Annotated in this window: 9 protein-coding genes; 6 read left to right on the top strand and 3 right to left on the bottom strand. The window is 63.0% G+C overall.

Going from position 1 to position 15,002, the window contains the following annotated elements; genetic code table 11:
• The first annotated feature begins 1 nt into the window (after position 1).
• Positions 2-1,072, top strand: coding sequence for a type I restriction endonuclease (locus KVF90_RS15250; RefSeq protein WP_264392418.1), 1,071 nt, complete (start codon positions 2-4; stop codon positions 1,070-1,072).
• 108 nt (positions 1,073-1,180) lie between these two features.
• Here KVF90_RS15250 and KVF90_RS15245 read toward each other — a convergent pair whose 3' ends face one another.
• Positions 1,181-3,016, bottom strand: a complete 1,836-nt coding sequence (locus KVF90_RS15245; RefSeq protein WP_264392417.1) for a DUF3363 domain-containing protein — start codon at positions 3,014-3,016, stop codon at positions 1,181-1,183.
• Positions 3,017-3,790: 774 nt separating this feature from the next.
• On the opposite strand from KVF90_RS15245, the gene KVF90_RS15240 reads away from it, so the two are divergent.
• Positions 3,791-3,952, top strand: a complete 162-nt coding sequence (locus KVF90_RS15240; protein ID WP_264392416.1) for a hypothetical protein — start codon at positions 3,791-3,793, stop codon at positions 3,950-3,952.
• Positions 3,953-4,138: 186 nt separating this feature from the next.
• On the opposite strand, the gene KVF90_RS15235 is transcribed toward KVF90_RS15240, so the two are convergent.
• Positions 4,139-5,347, bottom strand: coding sequence for a hypothetical protein (locus tag KVF90_RS15235; RefSeq protein WP_264392415.1), 1,209 nt, complete (start codon positions 5,345-5,347; stop codon positions 4,139-4,141).
• Positions 5,348-5,644: 297 nt separating this feature from the next.
• A complete protein-coding gene (locus KVF90_RS15230) occupies positions 5,645-6,958 on the bottom strand; it encodes an erythromycin esterase family protein (RefSeq protein WP_264392414.1) in 1,314 nt (437 codons plus the stop codon).
• Positions 6,959-7,311: 353 nt separating this feature from the next.
• Here KVF90_RS15230 and KVF90_RS15225 point away from each other — a divergent pair, with 353 nt between their 5' ends.
• The 4 genes from KVF90_RS15225 to KVF90_RS15210 all read left to right on the top strand — a co-directional run bounded on the left by KVF90_RS15225 (position 7,312) and on the right by KVF90_RS15210 (position 14,933).
• Positions 7,312-8,235 carry a hypothetical protein gene (locus KVF90_RS15225; RefSeq protein WP_264392413.1) on the top strand — a complete coding sequence of 308 codons (924 nt, stop codon included), beginning with the start codon at positions 7,312-7,314 and terminating at the stop codon, positions 8,233-8,235.
• A gap of 11 nt (positions 8,236-8,246) precedes the next feature.
• A complete protein-coding gene (locus KVF90_RS15220; RefSeq protein WP_264392412.1) occupies positions 8,247-8,729 on the top strand; it encodes a hypothetical protein in 483 nt (160 codons plus the stop codon).
• Between the two features lie 37 nt (positions 8,730-8,766).
• Positions 8,767-9,792 (top strand): hypothetical protein, encoded by a 1,026-nt coding sequence (locus KVF90_RS15215; RefSeq protein ID WP_264392411.1) that lies wholly within the window; start codon positions 8,767-8,769, stop codon positions 9,790-9,792.
• An 80-nt stretch (positions 9,793-9,872) separates the two neighbouring features.
• Positions 9,873-14,933: a carboxypeptidase-like regulatory domain-containing protein gene (locus KVF90_RS15210; protein WP_264392410.1), complete on the top strand. Its 5,061-nt coding sequence runs from the start codon at positions 9,873-9,875 to the stop codon at positions 14,931-14,933.
• Positions 14,934-15,002: the final 69 nt, after the last annotated feature.

Genomic DNA, 15,002 nt, shown 5'->3' with positions numbered 1-15,002 from the left:
CATGGACTTGGCGACGAAGCTGGCGGAACTTCAAAAGCGGACGCTAGAGCATCGTGAAGTTTTGCTGACCGAAGAGGCAGCAAAGAACGCGCTGGTCATGCCCTTCCTGCAAGCTCTGGGTTACGATGTGTTCAACCCAGGTGAGGTTGTCCCAGAGTTCACTGCTGATGTGGGAACCAAGAAGGGCGAAAAGGTAGACTATGCGATCTGCACGGATGGCAAGGTAGACGTACTGATCGAATGTAAGCCCGCTTCGTCAGACCTGAACATCAAGCACGCAGGTCAGCTTTTTCGCTATTTCACAGCAACAGACGCTAGGCTTGCACTGCTGACCAATGGGGTGACCTACCAATTCTATTCGGATGTTGAGAAAGCCAACATCATGGACGAGAAGCCGTTCTTCTCGTTCTCCATGGACGCGATCAAGCCAACCGATGTGAAGACGCTTGAGAAGTTCCAAAAATCGGCCTTTGACATCGACAAAATCGTCCATGAAGCCGGCAACCTCAAGGTTCAGTCACTCCTCCGCAAAGAGTTGGAAAAGGAGTTTGCGGAGCCATCAGAAGGGTTCGTGGACTTGATGGCTCGGCGCGTCCATGACGGCCGACTTACGGCATCGGTGCGCGAGAACATCAGCAAGATGCTGGTTAGCACGATTTCGTCGCTTGTCCGCGATCTGGTCAATGAGCGCCTTTCGTCTGCATTGAACGCTGCATCACCTGGCCCAGTTGAGGAAGCGCCATCGGAGAGCGAAATGGACGCAGACGGCATCGTTACAACACAGGAAGAGCTGTCAGGCTTCCACATCGTCCAGGCCATTGCCTCACGGCTTCTCGATCCAAAGCGTGTCACGATTAGGGACGCGAAATCCTACTGCGCAGTTCTGCTGGACGACAACAACCGCAAGACCATTGTCAGGATGCACTTCAACGGGTTGACTGCGAAATACCTCGGCACGTTCAAGGGCAAGGAAGAGGAGCGGCATCTCCTTTCCGACCTAACTGCGATCTACAGCTTTTCGTCTCAAATTGAGGATCGGTTGCGCGAGTTGGATGACAGCCTCGCGGGCTAGAAGAATGTCGTAGCGCCATGGATCAAAGGCGCTTAGGTAGACTCGGCAAGACTGCTTTCCCCCTCTTGTCTCGACCCAGCTGGCCGAGTGGCAGTTCTCGCACAAGCATCACAACCCGAGCCCCCGGCCCCGGCTCCGGCCAAGCGTCCAATCGATGCTCCCGCCGGGCATGGCGATCCCGTCAATCTGCTGACCCAGACGCTTTGCGAGCGCGTCGTTCCAGGGCACGAGTTGGAACCCAAGACCATTGTCGATCATGGCGAACCGCCCACTGGCAAGCTGTGCTTGCCCAACAAGTTTGCCCGACACCCGATCGCCGGTCCCGGTCGGTTGGAAGGTGAGCCCGCGTTCGGCAGCAAACTTTCTACCCGCCCGGCTGACCTCGGCCTGTTCCAGCTGCGCGAGCAGATCGCTGGGCGCGCGGAACTTCCCGCCGCCAGAATCCCGAACATAGCCCATGTCAGCGAGCGCTTGTTTGCGCGCCTCCCATGCATTGCGAACGTCGCCGCCGAACCCCGACTGCGGCGTGGTCTCGCGCCCACCGTCCAGCATGGTCCGGTCAAGCCAGGTTGCTCCCTCGTGGTGCACCTGCCGGTCGAGCGGCAGGTGCGACAACTCATCGATACGCGGGCCTTTCCCGAACCGCTGCCGATCATAGGCAAGGCCGCGTTCGGGCAGGTCGGAGGGAACGCTCCAGCGATCGGCATCAATGCGCTCGACGATTCCTGCGCGGCGCAAGGCTTCAAGCCTGCGGACATGCGACTGGACATGCCGCTCGTGATCAATCCGGGGCATGGTCTCACGAACCGATGCCAGATGGGCCGATGGACGATAGATGCCGGTGGCATCGGTCTGCTGCAGGATGTTCTCATCTGCTGTGCGCGCGGTGCTGGGCGGCGGATTGACCGCCACTATGCTGCCGCGACTGATGTGCTCTGCCTTGGCTGCTGGGACCTCAAGGTAATGAACACGCCCGTCCATCCCGTCGATGGTAAGACCCATGCGTTCACCCAGTTCGTCGCTGCCCAGTGCCTTAGCGACGACGCACCCGACGATCCGGTTGGTCGGTGCGGCTTGGTGGATGGCATAGCCTGCAGAGGCCCGCTGCTGCGCCAGCCCCTCGCGGTCCAGCGCCTGATGCATGGTTTTGATGATGTCGCCGCGCGTACCCAGCTCGCGCAGGATCGCTTCTGCGCGGGGTGAGATGGTCCACACACCCGGTGTGTGCTCGGTCGCCAATCCCATCCGCTCCAGCCTGCGGGCACGGTCAATCATCAACGCCCGGTTCTGGCGCATGGTGGGGGCCATGTCCTTGTCAGGACGAAGATCAGCAAACTCGCTCCCTGCGTCCTGCTCGGCAATCAGCATCCGGTCGAGCCGCGTGAACCGGTTGGCATCCACCTCGCGTTCAAGCTGGCGGCTGACGTCCCTCTCGGTCTGCCGGCCCAGCTCCAGCGTGACGATCTCGCTCGCGCGTTCGCGGATGCCGTGGGCGATGTAGTCCCCGGCGATGTCGAGCCGCTTGCCGTCGTCGGTGATACCGCGCACCAGAATATGGGTATGCGGATGGCCGGTGTTGTGGTGATCGACCGCAATCCAGTCGAGCTTCGTGCCAAGGTCCGCTTCCATTTGCGCCATCAGATCACGCGTGGTCTGGCGCAGATCGGAAAGCTCGACGCCGTCCTCCGCCGACACGATAAAGCGGAACTGGTGACGGTCCTCGCGGCCCCGGTCGAGAAAGGCCGAACCATCCGCCACGTCTTGGTCAGCCGAATAGACCTGACCCTTTTCGCCGTCGCGGGTGACGCCGTCGCGCTCCAGATAGCGCAGATGCGCATCAACCGCCTTGGCGCTCACGAACTGCCGCCCGCGCGTACCGCCACGTTGCGGGTTGAGCTTCACGATCCTCGCCTTCACGGCCACCCGGCGCGCGCGGGTACGCACCCCGTGCGCGTCCCGGCTCCATCCGTTGCGGCCTTTCAATCCGGCAGCAACCTTCGCGCCCCGACCTCGGGCATTGCACCTGCCACTTGCCTTTCTCGTTCCGGACAACTGATTGGGGTTACCGCCCGACCGTCTGATCGCGAGAGTGACCTGCGCGGTGAAGCTCTTGGGCCGATGGCGCACGGGGCGCGGGCGGGCAACCCGTGCCATGCCTGCACCACGGTCGCGAGCCCGTCCGGGGCGGATATGAAAGCTGTCGTCATCACCTGTCATGGGGTGACGATTGGGAGCCGGAATCAGCTGCGCAAGAGCGAAAACCTAGGGGTAGCAGCCTAGCGCGCAACGGCTTGCCAGCGGCGGCAAACGGCGGAGTGTCAGATACCCGTCAAAACCAGCGCCACCCATTTTTGCATTGATAAGAAATGGAAAATCGGCAGGAGCGCCACCCGGCCACTCCGCTAAACAGCTCGCAGAGCACCCAAAAACAATGTGCAGACAGATACTTAGGGGCAGCGCCCCGGCAGCGAGGAATCTCGCTTTATCTTGCCGTCACCTTTTCTATTCTGATCATGCACTTGCGGGCATTTGAACCCGTCGCAGAACCTGTCGAAGTTGCGTCCATCGGGCCTGCAACCTCACAGCATTGCGGCTGCATCGGATGGGCCAGAACTTCGCCTGCAAAGTGCAGCCAATCCGCAACGCCGCTGTCGCAGAATACGCTGCGTGGCTGCACCATGATTGCACCAACCCTACTACAACGCCACAGGCCAGAGCATGAGCGATGACCTTTCCCAGCGCATTCTCACCGCACTTGTTCGCACGCCCGACTGGCTGCGTCGTGACCTGTCGAGCAAGGACGAGGCGAACCGTCAGCGTGCAGAAGAAGCGCTCTCAGCCATGATCGCTAGCGCGCTCGGCGAACACGCGGACAGATAAATTGAGTGCGGGCGGTCAGCAATCGGGGCAAACCGATTGCGCGCATTTCGGCTGAAACTGGGTGGATCGGCGAATGGCGGGTTCGACTCAATTTCAGGTGCAATCGGCCATTCGCCAGACTGAATTCACCGTAACGGCGACACACGGGAGTTCCCGCCATTTATGCCAGGCTCATCCTGTGTGTGCTCAGATAGAGATGACCCGACGGCCCTGCGCCAGTTCGACGGATCCATCGTTGCTCTTGCTGGGGTCTCGTACTTGTGCGTCCATTTTCTTAAGGAAGGCTCGGTTTGCGTGTCTGAGGTCATTCATCAGCTTGAGTAGCCGCTTGTGATTCCTCTCAGTCGCGGGTGGACCGCCCACCAGCCCCACTTCGCTGACATAGTTCTGCAGGACAAGTGCCGAGCTAGAGAACCAATGGGGGATTGACGGATGAAGGGGCTGCTTCATCAATTCATACTCTTGCGGCCCGATCTCATCGATGGCGCGAATCTCTGTCTGCGTTGCGAAAAGCGGCTTCGCCCGGAGCGATTCTAAGTCAGCAAAAAAAGCCTGTGCATATGGATTTCGGAAGGGCCGCTCACAGTCCTTAAGGTCAAAGGGGTAAGCTGGCTGCATAACCTCAAGTCCCGCGAACGGCTTCGGAAAATCCATAAGGCCGGGCAGCAGACGGTTTTTCCCGAAGCACACCTTGCTGAAGTAAATCGTGCCGTCAGGCGTCCTCTTTCTGGTCATTTCTGGGTATGGTAATCCCAGCCAGCGTGTAAGCATCCGAGGGCTTGAGGCGTTCTGAATTATCAGCCGGTTAATGCGGATTGCAAACGCGCTTGGCATAGAACCAAACATCGGGGTGCCTACTCCTGCATACGTGAGCCCCTGCCCGCCTTCAGGTAGCAGCGTTATGCGCGCCCATCGGTCAGCCCAACGAACGCGGTGTCCCACAAAAAACCTCGGTTGGGATGCTCGGAAAATGTTGGTCCCGAGGGTCCGGCCCGCAATCCAGAGGCCGACGCGGACTTTATCGAGCCAATCCAAGAGAATTTCAACATCTGCTGCAGTCAAGGGCTGCTCGGATAGGAGCTTTTCGACCACTCGCTTGGCGAAGTCCTCTAAGACAGCGAACGTGTCGTTGCAGGTTTTGCAGGCCGGGAGTGTGTAAGAGGAGAATGCATGTTGGCGAACCTGAAGGTTCTCGGGCCCGTTCGCGTAATGAACCCCAAAAAACGCCGTCCGCTTCTCGTCGCCGGTGAGCTTCATGACCCACAAGGGGACCACATGCTCCTTGGTCTTTTCCTCTGGAGGCTGACCACAGAAGACGCAGGCTTTTTCGGGACTTGCTTTCATTGGCAGATGATGACGTTGATTGAAGGCCCGCGCCAGAAAAAAGCAGGGCATCTGGTCCCCTTCAGTGCCTCGTAGACGCTGAAACGGGCGATCCCCAGCTGCTTGATGATCGCACTTGCGACCAGCGATGGCCGCTTCGGGGTCGCTTTTCGAATGTCGGATTTCGGCGAGAAACCCATTGGAGCTGCCCGGCAGGTATCGGGATCGCGCGTTGGCCCTGTTCGCGGCCGCACCTGGGTGGATTTCGGAAGGGCCGCTATTGACTAGAGGCCGCCCCTTCAAGGCAGCGGGTTTGTGGTCTTCGCCGGACCAACCTTTCGCCCTTACTGCGGATTCACCACCGATGCTCTAATTGTTGAACCTGCTCGGCGGACGCTCCGACTGGAACACGGCGACGCCGTCGAAAAACTCTCGCCACTCTGCCTGATAGAACTGGTGGTTTAGCAACCCAGCTGTTTCCGGTTTTCTCCCCAAGGCCCTGCGGGACAGGAACACCATCGTTTTGCCCGTAGTGCCAATTGCCCTGTTTTCCAGCGCTCCAGTATTGGTGGGAATGGCCTTCGTCTCCGAACGGGACCATCGGTAGGTGCCCGAGTTGGCCGAAAATCCGAGAGCATATGACCGCCTGCCGAACTCCGCGGCAATCATGTTTCCCAAAGGAGCCGCACCGTTAAAGGCGGGGTCAATGCCTTTGCCTTTCGCGATGTGACTGTTCGCCGCCCAGATTATAACTTTTGGCTCAACCTTGCCGCGATGTGAAAGCCACCAACGCAGGTTCAAGTGCATCGACGCATCCCGGCCTGCAATCCGCTGTGGACCGGACTGAAAATCGCGCACCAGATATCTGTCAAGGTTGTCGAGCATCGCAAGGAGAAGGGGGTCTTCGTTGGTTCCGGGCCTTGCAAGCAGGATTTTCCGGGCGGCACCGACGCATTCTCGTAAACCCTCACGCTCCTGTGACGTGTAGGGCGTCTCTTTCGAATAGGCTGAGTATGTGCGACGCAGCAGCCGCCCGGCACATGGTTGCCGCTGATCTATCGGCAGTAAGCCGGTTAGCTCCGCGATCATCGGATCATTGCCGAACAGAAGCCCTCGGCTGCCCAGCTGATCGTCAAGTCCCCCGACGATGAAGTCGCCATTGCTCTTTGCGCTTGCAAGGAACGAAATCAGGCCATCCATTTCGCGGTTCTGGTTCCAGATTTGTCCGATGGCTGCGGATATCTGTTCCCGCGCTATCGCATTGCCGCGTCGCGCTTTGCGTTCAATATCGAGGAACTCGTACTGGCTGGATTCGAACAGCACGATCTTGAAACCGCAACGGGTCACAAGTGTCTCGACCAGCTCAGCCTTGAAGGCGATTGTCTTGCCTTCCCCGTGGAACCCATTCTCGCCGAGCATAACGATCTGGCGGTCGCAGGTCTCATCCAGAATGGCGTTGAGTGCAGCCTTCTCGTCTGCATCTTGACCGGACCAAGCATCGGTCTGAACAGGAGATTGGGCTCTGGAGGCGCCATGGCCTGACACCAAAGCGAACAGCGTTAAGGCAAGCAGGAAGCTGGGCCGGAGCCATGTGTGGCGACCAAGCAGCTTTTGCCGCCCGCTAGACTGCCCGAAGCACATTCCGGCTCGGTAGATCAAGAGGTTGTCGAAGAAGCGCGCCATAAGGCATATTGCGACATTGGGCTAATTGCGCAACGGCTGCATAGGGGTCGCTCTGAGAAGTTCGGCTTCCGGCGAGAAACCTGGTGTAGCTGCCTGACCGGTTTCGGGAGCCCGCAGGTTGGGTCTGGATGACCGGTGCTGGGTGGTTTGCTGAACGGCGGCTTTTGCCCCGACATAGTTGGGGGTTTGCTGTTCGGCTCCTGCCAATCTTGGCGTATGTAGAATTCCTGAGCCCGATCTAAGGCCGATTGAGGATCGTAAGACGCTAAATGAACGGCATGCTTAGTCATGCCTTCACCTTATTTTCCTCTCTATCGCGCAAAGGCATTGGCGCTGCCGCGGCGGGTTCGTTGGTGGCTTGGCCCTCGGCTGCCGCCAACACCGCGCCGGCTGGCACGATAATCGAGAGCTCTGCCAAAGCCGAATATGAAGAGGCGGGAGTTCTCCGCACCGTCACCTCAAACACTGTTCAGGTGCGGGTCGATGAATTGCTCGGGGTAGCGGCGGCCAGTCTGGATGCCGGGCCGCTCGCGGTGCGCATCGGGCCGCAGGTGCTCAGCTTTGTGGTCAGCAACACCGGCAACGGACCGGAAGCCTTCGCACTTGAGGTTGTCACCGCTGTTGCCGGCAATGGCTTTGACGCTGCATTCGATAGCTTTGCGATCGATGGCAATGGCAACGGTGCCTATGATCCCGGGGTCGATGTCGCTCTGCCCGCGCCCAGCGTCACCGCCAGCCTTGCGGCAGGCGGAACGCAGACGCTGTTCGTGCTGGTGACGATCCCCGGCGGGGTCACGGACGGCGCGCAGAGTGCCGTTAACCTGATCGCTCGCGCCGCGACCGGCACCGGCACGCCGGGAACGGCATTTGCGGGGGCCGGCGAAAGCGGCGGGGATGCGGTGGTCGGGCCGGGCGCTGGCATGGCTACCGCCACAACGCAGCTGGTTGCCAGCGCCAGCTCGGTTACGTTAATCAAATGGGCCTCGGTCAGCGATCCCTTTGGCGGATCAAGCGGCACGCCGGGCGCGACCATCACCTATGGCATTGCCGCCTCGGTCACCGGATCGGCCCCGGTCGACGCGCTCGTCGTCACTGACGCGATCCCGGATGGCACCCGTTACATCCCCGGCTCCCTCAACCTCGACAGCGCGGCGCTGACCGATGCAGCGGGCGATGACGCTGGCGAGGCGTCAGCCGGAGGAATCTCGGTCACGCTCGGCACCGTGCCGGGCGGGACTTCAAAGACTGTCACCTTTGCCGTTCTGGTCGAGGAATAGGAGCTCCCCCGATGAAAATTTTCCGCACCTTTGGCCTTGCCATGCTCGTGGCTGGTTTCGCCGCACAGGCGCAGGCGCAGGCGCAGGCCGAAGCGCCGCTGGAGCTGGTCGGCTATGTCAAGCTTGAGAAGGTCACGACCACCACCTCGGGCGAACGGCAAGTCGAATGGGTCGAACCGCAGGTCGTGGTGCCGGGCGACCGGCTGATCTTCGGCACGCGCTTTGCCAACAAGGGCCAGACTCCGATCGAACGGTTCGTGGTCTCCAACCCGGTTCCGGCCAGCGTGAGCGTGTCGGGCGAGATCGACCCGGCCGCACTGGTGTCGGTCGATGGCGGGGCAACGTGGGGCAGGCTCGCCGAGCTTGAGATTGTCCAGCCCGATGGCGTGCGCCGCGCCGCACTGCCGGGGGATGTTACCAATATGCGCTGGGTCCTGCCCGCCATCGCTCCGGGCGAGAGCGGCACACTCGAGTTTCCCGTGACGGTCCGCTGAGTGCGCTGTCCCCCGCGTTGAAGATGGAGAAAAAGAAATGAATCCCCGCTCAAGGGTGGTCGCGCTGATGGCGGGCACCGCAATGATAGCGCTGCAAACCGCGCCAGCCTTTGCCGAAGGCACCCGCGTTGGCACGGTCATCAGCAACACGGCCACGGTCGATTACCGCGTTGGCGGGGTCGATCAGGTCGATGAAACCGCCACCGCCACGTTGACGGTCGATCGCAAGATCAATTTCGTGGTGAACCGGGTCTCCGACCCCACCACCACCGTCGTGCCGGGTGAAACCCGCGCGGTGATTGCCTTTGATGTCACCAATCTTTCGAACGACACCATCGATCTGGTGCTGGCCGCAGCGCAGGCCGCTGGCGATGATTTCGATGCCGACAGCGTCACCATCCATGTCGATAATGGGGACAATGTGTTCAATGCAGGCGATGCCGCAACCCAGCTCATCGACGAAATCGGCGAAGATGCGACCGTGCGGGTGTACGTGGTGAGCGATATACCGCTGGGCCAGAGCAACGGCGATCTTGCCACCCTGACCTTGTCGGCCACCGCCCATGTCGGGGGAGGCGCGGGCGCCCAAGGCGCGGTGCTTACTGCAACATCGGGGACCAATACCACCGGCGTCGATACCGTGCTGGCTGATGGCAGCGGCTCTGACGACAGCGCCAATGACGGCGTCTACACCGCGCGCGGCAGCTACACGGTCACCGCCGCCACCCTTACTGTCTCCAAAACCAACCGCGTGATCGATGATCCGGTAAACGGCACGACCGATCCCAAGGCCATTCCCGGTGCGACGGTCGAATATTGCATCACGGTCAGCAATGGTGCGGGCAGCGCCACTGCGACCAATATCGTGATCAGCGATGTTCTCCCCGCGGACCTCACCTTCGTGACCGGCAGCATCCGGATCAACGGCGCGCTGGATGGGTCAGGCAACTGCACCGGCGGCGATCCGGGGGGCAGCATTGCGGCTGGCACCATCACAGCGCCGCTTATCGATGTGGCCGCCAACGAGACCCGCACCGCCTCATTTCTCGCCACGATCAACTGAGCGCTGACTGTGTGGGCCGCGTGGCGTGTTCGATCCCCGCTGGCTGGCGATGCTGTGGCTGGATAGGTCGGTGGCTGAGCGTGATTGCGCTGGTGCTTGCCATTGCTGCGCCGGTCGCCGCGAAGACGATTGAAAACATCGCCCATGCCCGCTGGAACGAGGCGGGCATCGTTCAGGAGGTCGCGTCCAACCGCGTCGAGGTGACGCGCGTGGCCGCACCGCTGCGGCTTGATACCTTTCGCAGTGCGCCGGGCGCTCAGACGAAACTGACCTTCATGGGGTCGCGCTGCGGGCAGGGCAGGCCGGGTACGCCGACCGGGCCGGGGGCAGCGCAAATCCTCGCGATTGCCCCAGCCAGCCAGTATCGCCCGGGTGAGACCATCATCTTCACGCTCGCCGCGCCTTTCGCCAACCGCGATTCCGGCGTGGTCGACAGCCTTGCGATCACCGTCGACAACAGCACCGGCGGGCACATCGATCTCACTGTGTTCGAGACTGGAGTGGACACCGGCCTGTTTGCCGGCAGCATTGCCACGCGCCGGGCAAGCGTGGGGCCGAGCCGCGCTGAGTGCACTCTGGTGGTGGCCTCGGGCGACAGGGTGACGCTGGCGACCACGGGCGGCATGCCCGGCGGGGTGTCGGTCACCCGCGACACCTTGATCCTTGCTGACCCCTTTGGCGTGGTGTTCGACAGCGAGAGCGCCGCCCCGGTCTCGGGCGTGCGCGTCACCTTGCGCGATGCTGCCACCGGCGCGCTAGCGCAGGTTTTCGCCGAGGACGGGGTGACGCGCTGGCCTTCTTCGGTCATCAGCGGCGAGCCGATCACCGATGCAGCCGGCACCGTCTACCCGATGGCGCCGGGCCGCTACTGGTTCCCGCTCGCCCCGATCGGACGTTATCGGCTGCAAATCGAGCCGCCCCCTGACTTTGCCGCGCCCTCGGCGGTACCGCTTGCGCAGCTTGCCTTGCTGTCCCCCCCCGATGGCGGGGCTTTCGCCCTTTCCGAAGGCTCGTTCGGGGACGATTTCTCGCTCGCCAGCACCACCTGGATCGAAGTCGATGTCCCGGTTGATCGGGATGCAAAAGCGCCGGGCCTGGACTTCAGCGTCTCCCGCGCGCGCGCGCAACCGGGCGATCCGCTGGTCTACAGCCTGACGGTGAGCAACCCCGAGGTGCAGGAGCGCCGGAGGCTGGCCTTGGAGATTGATCTGCCGCGCGGCATCCGGTTGCGGACCGAGACGCTGCGGATCGACGGCGCGGATCCGCCGCCGGGCATTGTCAATGTGGCGCCGGACGGGCGCAGCCTCACCTTTGCGCTCGATCGCCTGCCAGGGGCGGGTGCGGTGCGGATCACCTATGGGGCCGTCATCCGCGCCGATGCGGTCGCAGGGCAGCTTGTCACCCGCGCTGTCATCCGCGATGCGCTGGGACGCAACGCCCGCGCCGAGGCCACCGTGATGGCCGAGGGCGACACCATTGCGGGACGGATGACCGTCATCGGTCGCGTGGTGCTTGGTGATTGCGGCATGGTGGCAGACACCGCCTCTGGCCTCGTCGGGATCCGGGTGATGATGGAGGACGGCAGCTTCGCCGTAACCGACGCCGATGGTCGCTATCGCTTGGAAGGTGTGGTGCCCGGCACCCATGTAGTGCAGGTCGCGCGCGGCTCCCTACCGCCGGGCGCACGGCTGGTGGACTGCGCGCGCTCGACCCGCAGCGCGGGTGCGGCGGGATCGCGGTTTGTCACCGGGCAGGGCGGATCGCTCGCCCGGGCGGATTTCCACGTCGTCGCGTCGACCGGCGGGGCTGCCCCCTTCATCGCGTGGGCCGACGATCTTCTGTCTGAGGACCGTCTCGCACAAAGCGTCTTCCGCCCTGCTCTTGCCACGGCAATTGCCCCTGTCACATCCGACTGGCTGGCGCTCGGCGACGGCCCTGATGGCTGGCTTACCCCGGCCGAAGACGCCAACCCGCGCGTCCCCGCGATCAAGGTTGCGTTCCGCCACCGCGCCGGACAGACCATCCGCCTGTACGTCGATGGCCAGCCGGTTGATCCGGTGGCGTTCGATGGCACCTTGAAGGCCCCCGGCGGCGGCTACGCCGTCAGCCAGTGGCGCGGCATCCCCTTGCTGAATGAACGCAGTGTTCTTGCCGCCGAGATCGTCAACTCTCTGGGCGGCGTCAACGCGCGGGTCGAACGCGTGGTGTTCTTCACCTCGCAGCCCGCGCGGGTCGAGCTGGTGGCCGATCAGTCACTGCTGGTGGCCGACGGCGTTACCCGGCCGGTTGCCGTAGTCCGCATCACCGACCGCAATGGCCGCCCGGTGCGAGAGGGCCTGTCGGGCAACTACACACTCAACGCCCCGTTCGAAAGCGCGGCCCAAATCGAACAGCAACAGCTGCGCCAGCTCAGCGGCATTGGCGAGGCGACGGCGCGCTGGCAGATCGAGGGCGACGAGGGCCTCGCCCGGATCGAGCTTGCCCCCACCATGGTCAGCGGCCAGCTGCGCGTGGCCTTCGACTTCGCCAATGAGAACATCCGCCGCCGGGAGGAGATCGAGGCCTGGGTAGTGCCCGGCGATGTCGAATGGACCATCGTCGGCCTTGGCGAGGCCAGCATCGGCGCGCGCACCATTGCCGACAACATGGAGCGCGGCGGCAATTTCGACAGCGATCTGGGCCCCAACGCCCGCGTTGCCCTTTATGCCAAAGGGCGGGTGCTGGGGAAATATCTCCTCACGCTCGCCTATGACAGTGCGAAGCAGCGCGAGGATCAGCCGCTGCTCGGGGCGATTGATCCTGCGGCCTATTACACCGTCTTCGGCGACAATTCGCAGCGCCGCTTCGATGCCGCCACGCGCGAAAATCTCTATGTGCGGATAGAAAGCGCAACGTTCTTTGCGCTGTATGGCGATTTCCAGACCGGGTTCGATCAGACCACTCTGGGCCGATATCAGCGCACCGCCACCGGAGTGCGCGCGGCGGCGCAATTGGGCGACTTGCGTGCCGAGGCTTTCGGCGCGCGCATCGGCAGCGCATTTCGGCGCGACGAATTCCAGGGCAATGGACTTGCCGGGCCCTATGCGCTCGGCAGCCGCGACATTCTGGCCAATTCCGAACGGGTCACTATCGAAGTGCGCGACCGGTTCCGGTCCGAGGTGGTGGTCTCTGCGCGCAGCCTGACGCGGTTCATCGACTACACCATCGATGTCCTGTCGGGCACGATCACCTTCAGCGAACCGATCCTTTCGCGCGATGGTGACCTGAACCCGCAGATCATCATCATCGAATATGAAACGGCCCAGCCCAGTGGCGGCGCGATCAATGCCGGGGTGAGGGCCGAATGGTCCGCCGATGACGGCGCGGTGCGGATCGGGGCGACCGCGCTTACCGATCAGGGGGATGGCGCGCGCACCAATCTCGCCGTCGCCGACACCCGGTTGCGGCTGGGCGAGGCAAGCGAGGTACGCGCCGAAATCGGGATCAGCGCGGGCGCTGGCGATACGGCCACGGCGTGGCTGGTCGAACTCCAGCATCAGACCGGCCAGCTCGATGTGGTCGCCTATGCCCGCTCGGTCGAGGATGGCTATGGCACCGGCCAGCAAAGCCTTGCCGAGGTGGGGCGGCGCAAGCTGGGGGTGGATAGCCGCTACCAGATCAGCGACAATCTTTTGGCCATTGCCAGCCTGTTGCAGGATGACAGCCTTTCTGATGCAGTGCAGCGGCGCGGTGGGCAGGTGGAGCTGGCGTGGCGCACGCCCGGCACCGATGCGCGGGTGGGGCTGGCCCATTTCGCCGATCGGCTGGCCAGCGGTGAGCGCCGCAGTTCAACCTTGCTTCAGACCGCCGCAAGCCAGCGCCTTTTCGATAACCGGCTGGAGGTGAGTGGGGATACCAGCATCGCGCTGGGCGGCGGGGCGGGATCGCTCGATCTGCCGCCGCGCCACCGGCTGGGCCTGCGCTATGCATTGGCGCGCGATGTGCGGCTGACCGGGACCTACGAAATCGCCGATAGCGCGGCGATCAAGGCCCGCACCCTGCGCGCAGGGGTTGAGGTCAGCCCGTGGGAAGGCGGGCGGATCATCTCCAGTTTCGGCCAGAACAGCGGTGGGGCCGGGGCCGGTGGCGGGGGCGCCTTTGCCGGTATCGGGCTTGCTCAGACTGTCAATGTCTCGTCCACCCTGAGCCTTGCCGCGACGCTCGATGGCAACCGCATCCTTGGCGACGCCCCTGCGCCCGAGGCGGTGATCAACCCCGGCCAGCCGCCTGCCAACGGCGGCCCGCTGGGGGTGGATCGTACCTTGTTCGAAGACTTCACCGCCGTCACGCTGAGCGGGGCATGGCGCAGCGGGCGCTGGAGCGCCAATGGCCGGGCCGAATATCGCGACGGGCAGTTTGCCGATCGTTACGGGGCAAGCCTTGGCGTGCTGCGCCAGATCGGTGAAGGCCGCGCGCTGGGCGGCAATCTGGTGTGGACGCGCAGCACCGCCATGGGCGGGGCTTCTGCTGAAATCATGGATGCCGCCCTTACTATCGCGCACCGGCCCGATGGTTCAGATTTCGCGCTGTTGGGCCGGGTGGAATATCGCAGCGATGCCGTGACCGGCGCGGTTGCCGGGCAGACCGGACCGGTGGGACGCACCGCGCTGAGCGTCACTGGCGATGCGGTTTCGCGGCGGCTGGTGGGGAGCGTCTCGGCCAACTGGTCCCCGCGCACACGGGGCGGCGCGGGGCAGCTCAGCGAAATCGGCGTGTTCCTTGGCACGCGCTATGGTTTTAACCGGGTCGAGGGGCTCGATCTTGCGGGCCTCACTGCGCTGGCCGGGCTCGATCTGCGGATCGGGTTGAGTTCGGCTATTGATATCGGCGGCAGCGCCAGCATCCGTGCCAGTGTGACTGATGGCAGCTATAGTTACGCCTTCGGCCCGCAGGCGAGCTTTGTGGTGGCCAAGGAGACCATCTTAAGCCTCGGCTACAATATTGCGGGTTTTCGCGATCCCGACTTCAGCCTCGACCGCCCGCTGGATCAGGGGCTGTTCGCAGGCATCCGGTTCAAGTTTGATGCCGACACGCTGGGGCTGGCCGGAAGCGACAGTCCGCGCGGCGGACCAGAGGAGGCGCTGCGTGAGAACACGGAGTAGCCCGTTAGTCATGGTCTCGGGGTCCATGTGGCAATGCTCGCAGCCGATATGCGACGCAGCGCGGTCACC

Origin of the sequence: Porphyrobacter sp. ULC335, from assembly GCF_025917005.1 — a bacterium.
Classification (GTDB): domain Bacteria; phylum Pseudomonadota; class Alphaproteobacteria; order Sphingomonadales; family Sphingomonadaceae; genus Erythrobacter.
This window is presented reverse-complemented; position numbering and strand designations above follow the sequence as displayed.